The sequence below is a fragment of the Venatorbacter sp. C2-1 genome (genome assembly GCF_022832715.1).
GTDB classification, from domain to species: domain Bacteria; phylum Pseudomonadota; class Gammaproteobacteria; order Pseudomonadales; family Oceanobacteraceae; genus Venatoribacter; species Venatoribacter alkanivorans.
Genome location: NZ_CP094879.1, coordinates 834,281 through 850,543, shown reverse-complemented (window position 1 = coordinate 850,543; position 16,263 = coordinate 834,281). Strand labels below are relative to the sequence as shown.

General features: G+C 54.8%; 17 protein-coding genes. 8 read left to right on the top strand and 9 right to left on the bottom strand.

Going from position 1 to position 16,263, the window contains the following annotated elements; all coding sequences use genetic code 11:
- Position 1: 1 nt before the first annotated feature.
- Genes MT343_RS03760 through MT343_RS03730 form a run of 7 tightly spaced genes read right to left on the bottom strand, consistent with a single transcriptional unit; the run spans position 2 to position 6,160 of the window.
- Positions 2 to 958: a tetratricopeptide repeat protein gene (locus MT343_RS03760; protein ID WP_186435968.1), complete on the bottom strand. Its 957-nt coding sequence runs from the start codon at positions 956 to 958 to the stop codon at positions 2 to 4.
- The gene (locus tag MT343_RS03755; protein ID WP_243989459.1) at positions 955 to 1,863 is read right to left on the bottom strand and encodes an ExeA family protein; all 909 of its coding nucleotides are present in this window, start codon (positions 1,861 to 1,863) and stop codon (positions 955 to 957) included. The genes MT343_RS03760 and MT343_RS03755 overlap by 4 nt, the downstream gene beginning before the upstream one ends.
- A 2-nt stretch (positions 1,864 to 1,865) precedes the next feature.
- Complete coding sequence (gene mshL, locus MT343_RS03750) at positions 1,866 to 3,488, bottom strand: pilus (MSHA type) biogenesis protein MshL (protein ID WP_145469809.1); 1,623 nt, start codon at positions 3,486 to 3,488, stop codon at positions 1,866 to 1,868.
- Positions 3,489 to 3,497: 9 nt separating this feature from the next.
- A complete protein-coding gene (locus tag MT343_RS03745; RefSeq protein ID WP_145469810.1) occupies positions 3,498 to 3,842 on the bottom strand; it encodes a hypothetical protein in 345 nt (114 codons plus the stop codon).
- The gene (gspM, locus tag MT343_RS03740) at positions 3,835 to 4,512 is read right to left on the bottom strand and encodes a type II secretion system protein GspM (protein ID WP_145469811.1); all 678 of its coding nucleotides are present in this window, start codon (positions 4,510 to 4,512) and stop codon (positions 3,835 to 3,837) included. Before gspM ends, MT343_RS03745 begins: the two co-directional genes overlap by 8 nt.
- Complete coding sequence (locus MT343_RS03735) at positions 4,509 to 5,195, bottom strand: hypothetical protein (protein WP_145469812.1); 687 nt, start codon at positions 5,193 to 5,195, stop codon at positions 4,509 to 4,511. Before MT343_RS03735 ends, gspM begins: the two co-directional genes overlap by 4 nt.
- Positions 5,195 to 6,160, bottom strand: a complete 966-nt coding sequence (locus MT343_RS03730) for a hypothetical protein (RefSeq protein WP_145469813.1) — start codon at positions 6,158 to 6,160, stop codon at positions 5,195 to 5,197. Before MT343_RS03730 ends, MT343_RS03735 begins: the two co-directional genes overlap by 1 nt.
- A 129-nt stretch (positions 6,161 to 6,289) precedes the next feature.
- Here MT343_RS03730 and trmL point away from each other — a divergent pair, with 129 nt between their 5' ends.
- Together trmL and MT343_RS03720 are read left to right on the top strand one after the other, a co-directional pair.
- On the top strand, positions 6,290 to 6,754 hold the full coding sequence (gene trmL, locus MT343_RS03725) for a tRNA (uridine(34)/cytosine(34)/5-carboxymethylaminomethyluridine(34)-2'-O)-methyltransferase TrmL (RefSeq protein WP_145469814.1): 465 nt from the start codon (positions 6,290 to 6,292) through the stop codon (positions 6,752 to 6,754).
- A 15-nt stretch (positions 6,755 to 6,769) separates the two neighbouring features.
- Entirely contained in the window at positions 6,770 to 7,858 is a 1,089-nt protein-coding gene (locus MT343_RS03720; protein WP_145469815.1) for a PQQ-dependent sugar dehydrogenase, read from the top strand.
- A gap of 108 nt (positions 7,859 to 7,966) precedes the next feature.
- Here MT343_RS03720 and secB read toward each other — a convergent pair whose 3' ends face one another.
- Positions 7,967 to 8,440 (bottom strand): protein-export chaperone SecB, encoded by a 474-nt coding sequence (secB, locus tag MT343_RS03715; RefSeq protein WP_145469816.1) that lies wholly within the window; start codon positions 8,438 to 8,440, stop codon positions 7,967 to 7,969.
- Between the two features lie 39 nt (positions 8,441 to 8,479).
- Positions 8,480 to 8,893 carry a rhodanese-like domain-containing protein gene (locus MT343_RS03710; RefSeq protein ID WP_145469817.1) on the bottom strand — a complete coding sequence of 138 codons (414 nt, stop codon included), beginning with the start codon at positions 8,891 to 8,893 and terminating at the stop codon, positions 8,480 to 8,482.
- Positions 8,894 to 9,249: 356 nt separating this feature from the next.
- Between MT343_RS03710 and gpmI the strand changes: the two genes are divergently transcribed.
- From gpmI to MT343_RS03680, 6 genes are all read left to right on the top strand, one after another.
- Positions 9,250 to 10,794, top strand: coding sequence for a 2,3-bisphosphoglycerate-independent phosphoglycerate mutase (gene gpmI, locus MT343_RS03705; RefSeq protein WP_145469818.1), 1,545 nt, complete (start codon positions 9,250 to 9,252; stop codon positions 10,792 to 10,794).
- A 1-nt stretch (position 10,795) separates the two neighbouring features.
- Positions 10,796 to 11,920 carry a murein hydrolase activator EnvC family protein gene (locus MT343_RS03700; RefSeq protein WP_186435969.1) on the top strand — a complete coding sequence of 375 codons (1,125 nt, stop codon included), beginning with the start codon at positions 10,796 to 10,798 and terminating at the stop codon, positions 11,918 to 11,920.
- Between the two features lie 81 nt (positions 11,921 to 12,001).
- On the top strand, positions 12,002 to 13,381 hold the full coding sequence (locus MT343_RS03695) for a S41 family peptidase (protein WP_145469819.1): 1,380 nt from the start codon (positions 12,002 to 12,004) through the stop codon (positions 13,379 to 13,381).
- Complete coding sequence (locus MT343_RS03690; protein ID WP_225692150.1) at positions 13,382 to 14,218, top strand: divergent polysaccharide deacetylase family protein; 837 nt, start codon at positions 13,382 to 13,384, stop codon at positions 14,216 to 14,218. It abuts the gene before it with no gap.
- A gap of 125 nt (positions 14,219 to 14,343) precedes the next feature.
- Entirely contained in the window at positions 14,344 to 14,640 is a 297-nt protein-coding gene (locus MT343_RS03685; protein WP_145469820.1) for a c-type cytochrome, read from the top strand.
- A 2-nt stretch (positions 14,641 to 14,642) separates the two neighbouring features.
- Complete coding sequence (locus MT343_RS03680) at positions 14,643 to 16,064, top strand: D-arabinono-1,4-lactone oxidase (RefSeq protein WP_186435970.1); 1,422 nt, start codon at positions 14,643 to 14,645, stop codon at positions 16,062 to 16,064.
- Positions 16,065 to 16,263: the final 199 nt, after the last annotated feature.

Genomic DNA, 16,263 nt, shown 5'->3' with positions numbered 1-16,263 from the left:
CTCACCTTAAACTCTTTAATCTTTGCTCAACCCAGCGCTGCTGATCAGGGGTCAGACGATTCTGCTCATAAAGACTCTCCAGCACGCTACGTGCCTGCTGATTTCGCCCGGCAGAATGCAAAGCCTGAGCTAACGCCAGTGGCCAGTTAACAACATCCGGCTGCGCAAGGATCAGCTGCTGGTAAACCCGGACAGCATCGTCATAACGGCCAAATAAATGCAGACCCGGTGCTGCAACAGCCAGCCAGTAAGAATGGAGAACAGAGGCATGCTGCGCATAAAACTGCAGAAATTGCTCCCGTTCCTTTTGTTCAAGGTAAATACGCAGCTTGATGGCGAGATAGTCTTCCCGCCCGACCAGAGCCAGTGCCTGATTTATATGCTCCAGTGCCATGGAAAACTGCTGACTGGCGAGATCATCCAGCGCCTGCAAATAATGTTGTTGCGCTTCCTGATCGCTGCGCACCACCGAGGCAGCACCTGCTGACGCAGCCGGTTTTGCTTTCTCTTTTACAGGTTTTTCTGCAGCAGTGAGGACTGACAGCTGAGGCTGAGTTTCCTCTGCAAAAGTATTCTGCGCTCCGGCCCGAATCTCATTATTTGAAGTAATGACAGCCGTAATCTCTTCTGCTGCGGCTGGCTGAGTATTTTCAGTATTGGAATCCGCCGGAATATCTGCATTTTCCGGAATATCTGCGCTTTGTATTGCAGCAGGCGCTGCAGCCTCTGTTATAACCTTTTCAGGGCCGTTTTCTGTTAACCGCTCAGACAGATAAAAAAAGACCGGAATTAAAATCAGCAACAGCCAGAACACAGGCTGATAACGGCGAAAACGTAATTGCGCCGGGAAATAGGCTGCAGCTGGCGTTTCATGATCCAGCTGCAAAGAAGGTGGTAACACCGGCTGTACGGCGTCACGTTTATCGATATCCTGCAGAACCTGATGCAGCAAGCTCATATAAGCACCAGAACCACAGCGGCAAACAGAGTAGAAAGACGCAGCCATGACCAGTCCGGCGCAGATGGGTAAGCACCTTCGGTATCGGCCACCGCTTTTGCCACATGACGGGATTCCAGCTGATGGCTGCCATTGCCATACCCCACCAGCAATGTTTTTGCCGCAAGAATATTAACCAGTCGCGGAATTCCGCGGCTGGCCTGCCACAGATGCTTAAGCGCCGATGCCTGAAACAGCGGCATGCCACGATACCCGGCAATACTCAGGCGTTGTTGCAGATACACCGCCAGAGCTTCGCTGGTATTTAACGGCCGCAAATCTGCACTGTAAGTAATACGCTGTAATAATTGGCGAAAGCGGGGTTGAGCAAGCGTCAGATTAAGCTCAGGCTGGCCGAATAAAACAATCTGAACCAGCTTCTGCCGTTCGGTTTCCAGATTGGAGATCAGCCGCAGTGCTTCCAGCGTATCCTCCGGCATGCACTGAGCTTCATCGATAATCAGCACGACCGGCTGAGCATTCAGTGCAAACTGCAGCAGACACTGCTGAATATCTTCCTGCACCTTAAGATCGCTTTTATTTTCCGTGTTTAATCCAAGCTCACGGGCAATGGCGCGCCATAACCCTTCTGCGCCTAATGCCGGATTGGGAACATAAGCAGTGCGCACGCCATCAACACTGAGAGCATTGAGCAGACGGCGGCACAATAATGTTTTGCCGGTTCCGACTTCACCGGTAACTTTTATAAACCCTTCACCAGACGACAATGCAAACAACAGCAGTTCGAAGGCCTGCTTCTGACTGGGCAATTCCACATAAAATTCGGTATTGGGCGTCAAGCCAAAGGGTGGCTGTTTAAGGCCATAAAATTGCTCACAGGCCTGGGTCAGCCGGGTCATATCCATACTCACCTCCGGGCGGGCATCAGCCGTGAATAGCGCCGGTTAAGCTCATCCACCTGCTCACGACTCAGTGCGGAATCAATGACCTTGGGCTGAATCAGGATGACCAGTTCGCTCTGCACAATTTCTTCCCGGGTCTGACGGAAGAACCAACCCAGAACAGGAATGCTCCCCAACCAGGGAACGCTGGCATCTGTACGCACTTTGCGGTTCTGCATCAGGCCACCAATAACCACCACCTGACCGGAGCGGGCACGGACAATTGAATCGGTTTCGCGCACGGTACTGTACGCCAGAGGCAGTGTGTAATCGTCGTTATTCAGCTGCACCGTTTTTACTTTTTCTTCTACCTCGGTCACGGTGGGGTGCACGTGCAGAGTCACTTCCTGATCAGAACCGATCTGCGGTGTAACGTCCAGAGCAATACCGGAGAAGAATGGCGTCAACTCAATATCCGGTGTATTGGAACTGCCGGTTGTTGTTGACGTTGTTGTGTTGCTGACATTGGTAACAAAAAACTCGTCTGATCCTACTTTAATGACCGCTTTCTGATTATTAACGGTAGCAATGCGCGGGCTGGACAAAACTTTCACATCACCCTGTGTTTTTAATAACTGCAGCGCTGCAGTAAAGTCGGTTGCAGTAATATTGAGCGAGAAAATACCATCAATTAAATCGGGGTTGGTTAATGCGGTCGCAGACTGAGTCGCATTGTAGGTATAGCGGCTTCCCTGCTTACCAAAGGCTCCCCAGTCAATACCCGACTGAAAGCCATCACTCAGTGTCACTTCAACAATTTTTGCTTCAATCAGTACCTGTTTCTGTACGCTTAACTCCGCTTTTTCCAGATAGCTGGCAATATGATTTAACGTTCCCGGCATGGCTTTTACCACCACGATACCGGCATGAGCATCAACCACCACCTGTGCATCGGTTTCCTGAGCCAGCATCAGTTGCAGGGTATTTTTTAATCCCTGCCAGAAATCAGTATTGGACTCGGTATTAACTTCACTGCTGTTAATGGTCTGCGAACTGCTGCCAGAGGTAGTGGTATTGGTCTGGGTACTGCTTTGACGCGAGTCGGTCGATGTCACCTGGCCGCTGCTGACATGCATGCCGGAACGTCCGGCACGTTTTACGTTGAGGTAATTAATCGGAAAAATACGCGTTTGCTGCTGACGCGGTAAAATCTGCACCCCATAGGCTGACTGCACAAAATCAAAGCCGTAGATATCACGCACGGCCTGCAGAGTTTCCAGCAGGGTTACGCTTTTTAAATTCAGACTGATATCGCCGCTGACTTCGGGATGAACCACCAGGTTATAACCCGTTCCATCCACCAGGCTGTTAAAAAAGGCGGTGGCCGGTGTACGGTCGGCCAATACGTCAAAACGCTGCGGTGGCGAAGACGGCTGCTGATTCAGCGGTGGCAGCAGCTGCTGCAGATCGAGATCAGCCTGCACAGGTTCCGCTTCAGTCTGCAGCAGCAGATTATCAGCCGTTTCTTTATCCTGTTGGGTTTTAGGCGCAGACGCAGCGCAGCCACTCAGCCACGGCATAAATAAAGCCAGAGTCAGCAGAGAAAGAATGCGCAATGGTGCAGAACGACTGGCAATGACAACAGACAAAATAAATACCTATTCAGAAATACGTCGTGTATTAACAAGTAAAGACAGTTCATGCCGTTTCTGCCGGATTTTCACCACAACCTTATCCGCATAAATCGCCATAACCTGAGCTCCGTCAACAACATCGCCGGCTTGCACCAGACGGTTATTAATAACGGCGCGGTTATCGCCTTTACGGATCAGGATCTGCTGTACCCGCAGAGGTACATCCGCTGCTGCTGCCGAAACCGGCGCCTGCTGCAGCCAGGACGGTGGCTGCGTCGGATCGGCGGCAAAGACGGCAGCAGCAAGCCCCAGCCAAAGCATCGGTAACAGACGAAACTGCTTTTTCAGCATGAAAGAATATTCAGCCACCCAGTACCTCCTCACGCATACTCAGGGTATATACCTCAAGCGTCAGTTCGCCACGGGGATGCTGATCAACGGTAAAATTCAGCTCTTGCCAGAACAATCGCCAGGGCATGGCATCCAGCCGTTGCAGATACGCCAGCAAGCCATCGTAGCTGGCATCAAGCGTCAGGCGCAGGCCATGACGGTAGAGCTGCACATCGGCAAATTCTTCCCCCAGCCCCAGACGCTCACGCGGCAGATTCACCAGACTTTTCAGTTGCAGGCGCTTGTCCTGCTTCAGCATTTGCTCCAGCAGAGGCACCATCTGCGCCGGAGATACCAGGGCATCGGTCAGGGTAGCGATACGCCGGTTCATATCAGCCTGCTGCACCTGCAAACGGGCAAGCTCATCCCGTAAAGGCTGGTTGGGATCGGTCATCACCTGCAGCTGCTGCTGTGCCAGCTGCTCCTGTAATTGTTGATTCTGTTGCTGCTGGCTGGCGGTTGTTTGCTGCAGCACTTCGCTGCGCTGCCACAAAGGTTGCAGCAGGAATAAGGAAAACAGAGCAAGAATGACGGCATGCAGAATAATCTGCAGCAACAGCTGCTCACGCGGGAGCAGTTTTTTATAAGCAGTAATAAGCTTTTGCGCGAGCGGATGACGCCACCAGTACACTTTGTTGCGGGAACTCATAAACGCCCCCCGCTACTTATCTGTTGCTGATTGCGAGTGAGATTCTGTCTGGCTGTTAACTCTGTAGAGCCCTGCTCTGCTGCGGGAGCTTCCGTATCCAGCACAAAGCTGAGCCAGCGCTGTTCGCTGCGCTGTATATCAATCTGACTGAATGATTTACCCGCGTAGGCGCTGCGCTGAAGCAGCTCAACCACATAACGGGACAGTTTCTCTGGTTCATCAACAAACCCCCGCAGCTGTACCTGCTGACCGCCTCCGCGCACGCTGAAGCCCTGCAGCCAGACACCGCGAACCTGCTGCTCTCCCAGCTGAGCAATCAACGGGGTAAACGACTGGCTTTGCTGCAATTGCTCGCGCCCCAGATAAAGCAAAATTTTCTGACTGTCAGCCAGCTGTCGCCTTGCCTGTTCAAGCTGCTGCTGCAAACCGTTATCGACCACCAGTGGCGGGTGACGTGCCATTTCGTCTTCCAGCTGCCGGGTCAGATTCTGCGTAAACTGGTTTATCTGCTGCTGTTCGTGCTGCAGCCACCGGGAGTACCCCAGCAGCACAAGTGCAGCCACCAGCAGCAGTACAGCAGTCAGCCCGAGCTGCAGTAACAGCTGCCTGATATCACGCGGCAAAGCCGGTGGACGGAATTCTTCAAGGTAAAAATTAACCCGCTGCCGAATCTGCCAGGTCATCAGGCCACCTTTCCGGCAACAGGCAATGCCGCGTCGTTCTGTTCAAAAGAAAGAGCATTACCCAGAGCAATAGCGAGTGAAGCGGTCAGTGTTTCCTGGCCGCTGTTACTGAATGCCGACTCCAGCAACAGGCTGCGTACCGGAATATTCACGCTGCGCTCCAGCTCCGGTAATAATTCACTGACATCAGCATTATCAGGCACCAGAACCCAAAGCTGACCAACGATACCCATGCCCAGCTGGCTGTCGAAATAATCCAGAGAGCGTTGAATATCCAGTGCCAGAGCATCAACCCGGCTGTCGGTTTCCAGGCTGAGTTCACCTTCACCAGCAGAGGCTAAACCCAGCGCGCGGGTGCCGGTATTCAGCCTCCGGGAAAGATACAGTCCGCCATCGCGGTAGAGATAAATCATGCCGTCGTCAGCATCCAGACGCAGTACACCAACGGCGGTTTCCGGCTCCATTTCAGCCACCAGATGCAGCAGACTGAGCTCCGGAATGATAATGCTGTGCAACTGTAACTGCTGATGTTTGCACCAACGCACAAGTTCTTTAATCCGGCGATGATCGACCACCACCGCAAAGGCCATCTCCAGCCGCCGGCGATAAGCATCAGCGGGCATACGGAAACCCTGAATGATTTTTTGTTCTGAGCCTTGCGGCAGAAGATCACGCATGCGGAAACGCAGAGCATCGCCGAGCTCGTCATCGCTCACTGCCGGCGCCTCGACCAGATGCAGTTCATAATCCAGAGCATCCAATGACAACACCACCGGAACCCCCTGCAACTGCTGACGGCCAACCCAGGCTGCCAGACCATCCAGCCCCTGCTCTGTATCTGCAGGACGGTAACACTCCCGCACGACATCCGCTTCACGCAACACAGCAAAGCCTCTGCCCTGATGCAATTCGATGCCCAGACAGCGTGAATCCTGAAGACTTTTTTTCTGCCAGGGCCAGCGCATCGCCACCTCTTTAAAACAAAATAATCTAAAGAGAGTGTAGACCATGATTCTGGCGCAGGATGGCCAATGTCTGTATTCAGTCAGAGCCGGGGAATCTATAATGCCCGACTGTTTTTAAGGCCAGGCACTATGTTTAATATCGTTCTGTTCGAACCCGAAATTCCGCCCAATACCGGCAATATCATCCGCCTGTGTGCCAACACAGGCTGCCGCCTGCATCTGATTGAGCCTCTGGGCTTCAATATGGAAGAAAAGAGCCTGCGCCGTGCCGGACTGGATTACAGCGAGTGGGCCAGTGTAAAAATCCACCCCAACTATGACGCCTTTCTCGAAGCCGAACAGCCACAGCGCCTGTTTGCCCTGACCACCAAAGGCCGCCGCACCCATTCCGATGTCGCCTTCAGCGCTGGCGACTACCTGATGTTTGGCCCGGAAACCCGCGGCTTACCGGAAGATGTGCGCATGAGCCTGCCGTTTGAACACTGGCTGCGACTGCCGATGATGCCCGACAGCCGCAGCATGAACCTGTCCAACGCGGTAGCGGTGATGGTTTATGAAGCCTGGCGGCAACTTGGGTATACTGGCGGCTCCTGATCCGGGAGTACCGCCATGAAATTCCTGCTGCTGATCGCTACCCTCCTTACCCCGCCGCTGCATGCAGCAAGCACCCACGAAGTACTCACCGACAAGCTCAGCCGCCCCTGGGGCATGGCCTTTGTCGCACCCGGCCAGCTGTTAATCAGTGAACGCAGCGGCCAGCTTAAATTATTCGATACCGGACAGCGGCAACTGCAGGCAGTACAGGGGGCCCCTGAGGTGTGGTTCGATGGTCAGGGAGGGCTTTTGGACGTTGCCACTGCCGCCGACTATCAGCCCGGCGGCTGGATTTATTTCACCTGGAGTGCCCCGCTGCCAGAGAATCGGGCCGCCACCGCTCTGGGCAGGGCCCGTCTTGATGTCAGCCAGCAGCCCCTGCACCTTAAAGACTGGCAGACACTGCTGATCAGCCAGTCGGCGAGCAGTAGCGGCCAGCATTTTGGCAGCCGCATTGCCTTCGATGAACAACACGTATTTTTCAGCATCGGCGACAGAGGCGAGCGCGATAACGGCCAGCACCTGGACACACACGCCGGAAAAATTCTGCGCCTGACCCGTAACGGCAATATCCCCGCCGACAATCCCTTCATCAATAAACCCGGAGCCCTGGCAGAGATCTGGAGTTACGGACACCGCAATCCGCAGGGCCTGACATACGATGCTGCCAACCAGCGTCTGTGGGCGATTGAACACGGGCCGCGCGGCGGGGATGAAATCAATCTCATCATAAAAGGCCACAACTACGGCTGGCCGGTTGTGTCGTGGGGAAAGGAATACTGGAACCCAATGTATGTCGGCGAGGCCCGCAGCCGCCCGGATATGACCGACCCGGTCAAGATGTATGACCCGTCGATCGCGCCCGGTTCGTTGCTGTTTTATCAGGGAAAAGCTCACCCGCAATGGCAGGGCAACCTGTTAGCCGGCGCGCTTAAATTAACTCACCTGAACCGCATCACACTGGCCGACACTCAGAATAAGCCACAGGCCGTGGCCGAAGAGCGGCTGCTGACCGATCTGAACGAACGCCTGAGAGCGCTGGCAACCGACAGCAGCGGCAAGCTCTATATCGCCACCGACAGCGGCCGCCTGCTGCGCTATTAATAGCAGCGGTAATCCAGCACCACCATAAACAATAAAGGCCGCACCCTGACGGGTTGCGGCCTTTATTTCTGCTGCGCAGAATTATCTGCGTAACGGCAACCACTCAGCTCAGTGAGTCGTTTCCTGCTCGGCAGACTCTGCCTGAGCCTGCTGAGCTTCCTGCTGCATACGCTGCTGGAACAGGGCATCGAAGTTAATCGGTGCCAGCATCAGTGCCGGGAAGCCACCTTTCACCACCAGGCTGTCGATGCTTTCACGCAGGTAAGGGAACAGAATGTTCGGGCACATGGCACCCAGCATCGGCTTCAGCTGTTGCTCAGGAATGTTCACCATGGCAAACAGACCGGCCTGTACCAGCTCTACCAGGAAAGCGGTTTCGCCATCATTGGTCGCGGTAACGGTGACCTTAACAGACACTTCGTAGTGGTTATCATCGAGCTTACGCGCACCGCTGTTCAGATCCAGTTTGATCTCCGGCTTCCACTCTTTGGTGAAGGCCTGTGGTGCATTAGGAGCCTCGAAAGAAGCATCTTTGATGTAAATACGTTGCAGAGCGAACTGCGGCTGTTGATTGTCGGCCATGTCGTAACGTCCTTCTGATTATTATGCGCCGGAGCAGCCTCAGCTGCGTACCACCGGCAGGTTCTGATTAGTCCACTCCATCATGCCGCCACTCAGGCGCACAGCGTTGAAGCCCTTTTCGCGCAGCATCTTGCCCGCCACACCGACAGTCTGGCCGGTCTTGCACACCAGAATGATCGGGCGCTCTTTATGAGCATCCAGTTCATTCAGGCGGCTGGCCAGATTGCTGTACGGAATATTCATGGCATTGGCCAGGTGACCAGCACTGAAGTCTTTCTTGTCGCGGATATCCAGCACGACGGCGTTTTCTTTATTGATCATTAATGTGGCCTGAGCGGTCGATACCGTCTGGCCGCTGCGCCGGCTGTTGTCCCACAGCAGAGCCGCCAGAAATGCGCCCCAGATAGCCACCAGCTCGATGTGGTTGCCCACAAATTCAAATAGACGATCCATAACTACTCATCATCACCCGAAAAAAGAAGGCGGCAGTATAGCGTCTGCCTGCCCGCGGAACCACCGGACTGTTCAGGTAAGTAAAGAAGGTCAGAACATAGCCTCTGCCCGCCTGCGGAACCACCGGACTGTTCAGGTAAGTAAAGAAGGTCAGAACATAGCCTCTGCCCGCCCGTGGAACCACCGCCCAGACCGGCCATTGCACACAGACCGGCTCTGCCTGCCGCCGGCACTATCGCAGCGAGAGATAAAATCAATGGCTGAGCACGATTTTTGCCTGCTCAGCAGGGCGACGAGCGCCGTGTTTTTTAGGTACAATGGCGGACTTTCGTGGCAACGTAACCGAGTCTGTTTTAATGAAATCGCGTCCTGTACCTACTGCTCTGATCATTCTCGATGGCTGGGGCTATCGTGAAGAAACCGCCAACAACGCCATTGCCAACGCCAATACCCCAACCTGGGACCGTCTGCTCAAGCAGTACCCTAACGTACTGATCCAGACCTCCGGTGAAGCCGTGGGCCTGCCCGACGGCCAGATGGGTAACTCCGAAGTGGGCCATATGAATCTGGGTGCCGGACGCATCGTTTATCAGAATTTCACCCGCATCAACAAAGCCATCAAAGACAACGAACTGGCGCAGAACGAAGCGCTCTGTGCCGCCATCGATAAAGCCGTTGCCAAAGGTGGTGCCGTACATTTTACCGGCCTGCTGTCACCGGGCGGTGTGCACAGTCATGAAGACCATCTGGTAGCCCTGCTGGAAATGGCCAAAGCCCGTGGCGCTGAGTGCGCTTATGTGCACGCCATTCTCGATGGCCGTGATATGCCACCACGCTCTGCTGCGCCTTCCATTAAAAAGATTGAAGACACCTTTGCCCGTCTGGGTAATGGCCAGATCGCAACGGTGATCGGCCGCTTTTTCTCGATGGACCGCGATAACCGCTGGGAACGGGTACAGGCCGGCTACGATGCTATGACCCTGGGCAGCGCCGAATTCCGCGCCGCCTCCGCCAGCGAAGCTCTGAGCAATGCTTATGCCCGTGACGAAAACGACGAGTTCGTGAAAGCCACCGTTATTGAGGGTGCCGACGGCCGTGTACAGGATAACGACGCGGTGATCTTCTTTAACTTCCGCCCTGACCGTGCACGCGAACTGACCCGCGCCTTTGTCTCCGGCGATGAATTCAAAGGCTTTGAACGCGCTGCCCGTCCGCAGTTAACCGACTTTGTCATGCTGACCGAATACGCCGCCGATATTAAAGCCAGCTGTGCCTTCCCGCCGGCCACGCTGAGCAACGGCATTGGCGAATACGTATCCAATCTGGGCCTGACCCAGCTGCGCATTGCCGAAACCGAAAAATACGCCCACGTTACCTTCTTCTTCTCCGGTGGCCGCGAAGAAGAATACGCCGGCGAAACCCGCATTCTGGTGAAATCCCCGGATGTAGCCACCTATGATCTGCAGCCTGAGATGAGTGCCCCGGAAGTGACCGACAAACTGGTCGCCGCGATTAAAAACCGCGAATTCGACCTGATCGTCTGCAACTACGCCAACGGCGATATGGTTGGTCATACCGGCGTTTACGATGCAGCGGTAAAAGCCGCCGAGTGCATCGATGAATGCATCAGACGCGTGACCGACGCCCTGCTGGAAGTGGGTGGCGAATGCCTGATCACCGCCGACCACGGCAACGCCGAACAGATGCTGGATGACAATGGCGAAGCCATGACCCAGCACACCACAGGTCCGGTTAACCTGATCTACGTACATGACCGTGCCGAAGCCGTACAGCTGAATCCGGGTCGTCTGTGTGACGTGTCGCCAACCCTGCTGAGCATGATGGGTCTGGAGCAGCCGGCAGAAATGGACGGCAACAGTCTGGTCAGCTACGGCAACTGATATGAAATCACTGTTGCTGAGCGGCTTCTGCCTGGCGCTGTTGTGTCTGCCGGCGCAGGCCGACGACGAAGCGAAACTGGATGCGCTGAAAACCGAAATTGCCAAACTCGAACAATGGCTGAACTCAGCAAAAGATGAGTACAGCCAGCTGAACGATGCGCTGCGTAAATCGGATAAAGACATTGCTGAGCTGAGCAAGCAGATCGAGCAGACCCGTGCCCGCCTGCAGGAGGAGAAAGACCGCCTAAAAAAGCTCAGACAGGAGCAGGGACAGCTCCGTCAGCTACAGGACAAACACCGTCTGCACCTCGCTGAGCAGCTGCGCGCCGCCCAGCGTATCGGTTCAGAAGGGCCGCTCAAACTCCTGCTTAATCAGGATGATCCGCAACAGGCGCAGCGTATGCTGCGCTACTTCAGTTATTTCAATAACGCCCGCATTGAGCATATCAACCAGATTCTGGCCGAACTTGAACGGCTGGATAACCTCGCCGAGCTGATTGCACAGCAGGAACAGCAACTGCTGAGCACCGAAAAAAAGCTGCTGGATAAAAACCGCGAAATGGCAGCCAGCAAGCAGGAACAGCAACAATTACTGGCTAAACTCGCCGGGCAGATGAAAACCGAACAACAACGTCTGAGCCAGAAACAGGCCGACCGCAAACGTCTGGAAGCCCTGCTTAACGAAGTTCAGACCCTGCTGGTCAACAGCCCGCGTAAAGAAGATGCCCGGCCGATTACCGCTCTTAAAGGCAAGCTGCCGCGCCCGGTTGATGGCCGCGTACTGCATGCCTTTGGCAACCGCAACAATGACAGCATGACGCGCTGGGAAGGCTGGGTGATGAGTGCCCCGGAAGGACTGCCGGTGCGTGCCATTCATCATGGCCGGGTGGTGTATTCCGACTGGCTGCGCGGTTTTGGTTTAATCACCATTATTGATCACGGCCAGGGCTACCTGAGCCTGTATGCCCATAACCAGACACTGCTGCGCGATGTCGGTGCCTGGGTCAATCAGGGTGACAACATTGCCACCATCGGCCGCAGTGGTGGCAGTACGGAACCGAATCTGTATTTTGAGATCCGTTATAAGGGCCGCCCGCAAGACCCGGCTGCCTGGCTGAAACGATGATGTCAGCGGCGCTGCAGCCGCCTTAACAGGTTCTGACTTTTGTGCCATTCTTCAACGCATTGACCTGAATTGAGTATCCCCATGTCGTTATCTTCTGTTCTGCCCCGCCGTATTTTTCCCTGGTTTGGTTGTACTGCGGTCTGCGTACTCGCACTGGGGCTGACGCCGGTTAATGCTCAACCCGCCGAAGACAGCGCCGCCACGCCTGCTGGCAGCGAGCAGGTACAGCGTCCACAGGGCCAGCTGCCATTGCAGGAACTGCGTAATTTCACCGAGATTTTTGAGCGCATCCGCACCGCCTATGTTGAAGAGGTGGATGATAAAACCCTGCTCGAGTACGCCATCAACGGCATGCTTACCTCCCTTGATCCGCATTCGGCCTATCTGCAGCCTGAGGCTTTTTCGGATCTGCAGGAGAATACCTCAGGTAAATTCGGTGGCCTCGGTATCGAGGTGGGCCTTGAAGATGGCCTGATTCTGGTAGTCACCCCGATTGACGACACCCCCGCACAAAAAGCCGGCATCCGTGCCGGTGATTTAATTGTTTCGCTGGATGGCGAAGCCGTTATGGGCATGAGTCTGAACGATGCTGTGGAACGTATGCGCGGCGCACCGGGTTCTGAGATTACTCTTGAAATCCGCCGTAAAAATGAAAAAGAACTGCTGACCTTTACCCTCGCCCGTGCCGAAATCAAAGTCGCCAGCGTACGCACCGATATGCTCAGCGGTAACGTCGGCTATGTGCGTATTACTCAGTTTCAGGAACACACCGGCAGTGAGCTGGCCGCCGCTATCGAAGACTGGCGCGCCAAAGGCAATCTGAACGGCATTATTCTCGACCTGCGCAATAACCCGGGTGGTGTTCTCGATGCTGCCGTAGAAGTGGTCGACAGCTTCGTCAGCAAAGGTCTGATTGTGTACACCAAAGGCCGCACGCCAAGCGCCGAAGTCAGCTATTCCGCCACCAATCACACAGCCGCAGGCGACGTGCCGGTGGTGGTACTGATTAACGGTGGTTCGGCATCCGCTTCAGAAATTGTTGCCGGTGCACTGCAGGACCATCAGCGTGCCGTGATCGTCGGTACTCAGTCGTTTGGTAAGGGCTCAGTACAGAGTGTGCTGCCAATCACCGAAGACCGTGCCGTTAAGCTCACTACCGCGCGTTATTTCACCCCCAATGGCCGCTCTATTCAGGCACAGGGCATCAAACCGGATATCTGGGTGGAACAAAGCGAGGTAACACCTTACGAACAGCGCTTTTATAAAGAGGCTGATCTTCCCGGCCACCTGAGCAACCCGACACGTAAAGAAGAAAAAACTCAGGATAAAAACGCTAAAACCGCCGATACAGCAACCAGTGCAGACGCCAGCGGCGAGTTGCTGAAAAAAGATTTCCAGCTGTACGAAGCTCACACCCTGCTGCGCGGCGTTACCATTCTCAGTCCCCGTCCGGAGGCCTGATTGCTGCAACGCTGCTCCCGGCTGGCTACGGCCAGCCTGTTCACCCTGCTCAGCCTGATTTCAGCCTCTGCAACTATGGCCGCTCCCCCACAGGCCAGCGCCGAGTTATTGCTGATTATCGACGATATCGGCAATAACCACCGCCTGGGTAAGCGCACGGTCGGACTACCCGGACCGCTGAATCTCGCGTTTCTGCCGCATACGCCTTATGCCGCAGCACTGGCCGAGGATGCCTTCAGTGCGGGCCATGGCATTCTGCTGCATGCGCCGATGGCCAATGAAAAAGGCGCCCGCCTTGGCCCTGGTGCCCTGACCAGCGGTATGGATCAGGCCAGTCTGCAACAAACCCTGACCGACAATCTGGCGGCCATCCCCCATGTCCAGGGGATGAATAACCATATGGGCAGTCTGCTCACCCAGCAGCCCGATGCTATGCGCTGGGTGATGCAGATCGCCCAGCAACAGGGACTTTTTTTTGTCGACAGTCTGACCAGTCCGAAAAGTGTGGCTCTGGAACAGGCCAAAGCGGCTGGCATTCCCGCTCTGGAGCGCGACGTTTTTCTCGATAATGACATCCGCCCACAGGCACTGCAGCGTCAGTTCGGGCAAGCTCTGCATCTCGCCAAGCGTCGCGGTTATGCCGTTCTGATCGGCCACCCTTATCCCGAGACACTCGACTTTCTTGCCCGCGAGCTGCCGGCTCTGGGCATCCGGAATATACGCCTGACCCGTATTGACGAGTTTTTGCAGCAGCGTCTGTGGCAACCACTGGAAAGCCCGGCTCTGGCTCCGTCACGCTACCTGCTGCGTACCAACGGCAGCAGCCTGCAGCCCTGATAATCTTCTCCCGGCAAGACTTCCGACCGTAAAAGACTGTAAATAGCCGTGTTTTGGTACGCCACGATACTTGTACGTTAGTTTTGTTTTGGATAATCTGGGCAGGATTTTGTGAGGGGCAAATAATGATAAAAAAACTCAGCACCGGCCTGCTGCTTGTAATCGCCTGCAGTGCCAATGCCACCGATGACTACAGCAAAGAGCTGTATGATATTTATTGCACGGCCTGTCATGCCGTCGCCGCCTCCGGCGCACCACAAGCATTTACCTCCGAATGGGACGACCGGCTCGACAAGGGCATCACCACCCTGGTCAATAACGCCATTAATGGTATCGGCAATATGCCACCCATGGGGACCTGTGCAGAGTGCAGTGCCGAAGATCTGGAAGACATCATCCGTTATATGGCACAGGAGCAATAGCCGTGAATTTTGACCGTATTCAACTTAACCGTCGCAACCTGCTGAAAGCCGCCGGCGCAGGTCTGGTTGCCGCCGGTACTGCTGGCTGCAGCTCCAGCGTAAAACCTCAGGAAAACCCGGGCATCATCGGCAAAGACGGCAAGCGGGTGCTGCCATGGAGCAACTGGTCCGGTAATCAGCACTGCCAGCCGAACGAGCGCCTGGTACCACGCAACGAAGACGAACTGCTGAACATTCTGCGTAATGCCACCCAGCCTATCCGCAGTGTTGGTTCTGGTCACAGCTTCAGTGCACTGGTACCAACCGATCAGACCCTGCTGTCTCTGGCACGTCTGCGTGGTGTCGAAAACATCGACAGCGACGCGATGGAAGCCGACGTCTGGGCCGGTACGCGCTTGTCGCAGATCGGCGACAAGCTGTGGGAACACGGCTTATCCACCATCAATATGTCTGACATCGACACCCAGGCCTTTGGTGGTGCACTGGCAACCTCGACTCACGGTACGGGTAAAGAACTCGGCACCCTGTCGACCCATGTTAAAACCCTGCGCATTGCCAATGCCGCCGGTGAAATGCTGGAATGCAGCGCCAGCCAGAATGCTGACCTGTTTAATGCCGCCCGTAACAACCTGGGTGCTCTGGGCGTTGTAACCAAAGCCCGTATTCATGCCGACAAAGCCTATTATCTGAAAGAACACAGCTGGATGATGTCGGAAGACGAAGGTCTGGAACGCGCCGAAGAATTGCGTGATGCTCACCGCCATTACGAAATGTATGCGCTGCCGCACAGCGACTATATGCTCGGTATTGCCATCGATAAAATTGATCCGTCCGAAATTCCGGCCGATCAGCCTGAACCCAGCGGCGATGCTTATGAAGCCTTCCGCATGATGTCGAACCTGATCGACTATATGCCATTCGCCCGCAGCTGGCTGGTGAACTTTGGCGCCGGTGGCGTGGAACCTGAAACCCGTTACGGTAAATCGCACGAGATTTTCGGCAACCTGCGCGATATCCGTTTTAACGAAATGGAATACACCGTACCGGCTGAAGTGGGGCCACAGTGTCTGCGCGAAATTCTGCAGACCATTAAAAAGCAGAATATTCCGGTGATTTTCCCGATCGAAGCCCGCTACATTAAAGGCGACGATGTCTGGCTGAGCCCGTTTTATAAGCGCGATGGTTTTGCCATCAGCTGCCATAATTTCCACGACAAGGACTACAAAAAGTACTTTGCCGCGATCGAACCGATTTTCTGGAAGTACGATGGCCGTCCACACTGGGGTAAGATTCATACGCTGAAAGCCGCTGAATTTGCCGCCCGTTATGAACGTTTCAATGACTTCCTGCGCATACGTAAAGAAATGGACCCACAGGGCCTGTTCCTGAACGACCATCTGCGTTCAACGCTGGGTATCAGTTGATTTAATAATTGCAGTAATTAATCACCCGATAACAAATAAAGCCGGCAACTGCCGGCTTTATTGTTTATCCCATCAGAAACAGATAATCCCCAGCCGAATGCGGATTTATATTCATCAATCACCCCAGGGCTGCTATACAGGCTCGCCACTTCTTATCTCCGGCACACTTCTGGTAAGCTTGGCCGATGAAATCCGTGCT

Coding starts and splice junctions, on each gene's coding strand:
- MT343_RS03760 (WP_186435968.1), bottom strand. CDS start 958: ATGAGCTTGCTGCATCAGGTTCTGCAGGATATCGATAAACGTGACGCC.
- MT343_RS03755 (WP_243989459.1), bottom strand. CDS start 1,863: ATGGATATGACCCGGCTGACCCAGGCCTGTGAGCAATTTTATGGCCTT.
- gspM (WP_145469811.1), bottom strand. CDS start 4,512: ATGAGTTCCCGCAACAAAGTGTACTGGTGGCGTCATCCGCTCGCGCAA.
- MT343_RS03735 (WP_145469812.1), bottom strand. CDS start 5,195: ATGACCTGGCAGATTCGGCAGCGGGTTAATTTTTACCTTGAAGAATTC.
- MT343_RS03730 (WP_145469813.1), bottom strand. CDS start 6,160: ATGCGCTGGCCCTGGCAGAAAAAAAGTCTTCAGGATTCACGCTGTCTG.
- trmL (WP_145469814.1), top strand. CDS start 6,290: ATGTTTAATATCGTTCTGTTCGAACCCGAAATTCCGCCCAATACCGGC.
- MT343_RS03720 (WP_145469815.1), top strand. CDS start 6,770: ATGAAATTCCTGCTGCTGATCGCTACCCTCCTTACCCCGCCGCTGCAT.
- secB (WP_145469816.1), bottom strand. CDS start 8,440: ATGGCCGACAATCAACAGCCGCAGTTCGCTCTGCAACGTATTTACATC.
- MT343_RS03710 (WP_145469817.1), bottom strand. CDS start 8,893: ATGGATCGTCTATTTGAATTTGTGGGCAACCACATCGAGCTGGTGGCT.
- gpmI (WP_145469818.1), top strand. CDS start 9,250: ATGAAATCGCGTCCTGTACCTACTGCTCTGATCATTCTCGATGGCTGG.
- MT343_RS03700 (WP_186435969.1), top strand. CDS start 10,796: ATGAAATCACTGTTGCTGAGCGGCTTCTGCCTGGCGCTGTTGTGTCTG.
- MT343_RS03695 (WP_145469819.1), top strand. CDS start 12,002: ATGTCGTTATCTTCTGTTCTGCCCCGCCGTATTTTTCCCTGGTTTGGT.
- MT343_RS03685 (WP_145469820.1), top strand. CDS start 14,344: ATGATAAAAAAACTCAGCACCGGCCTGCTGCTTGTAATCGCCTGCAGT.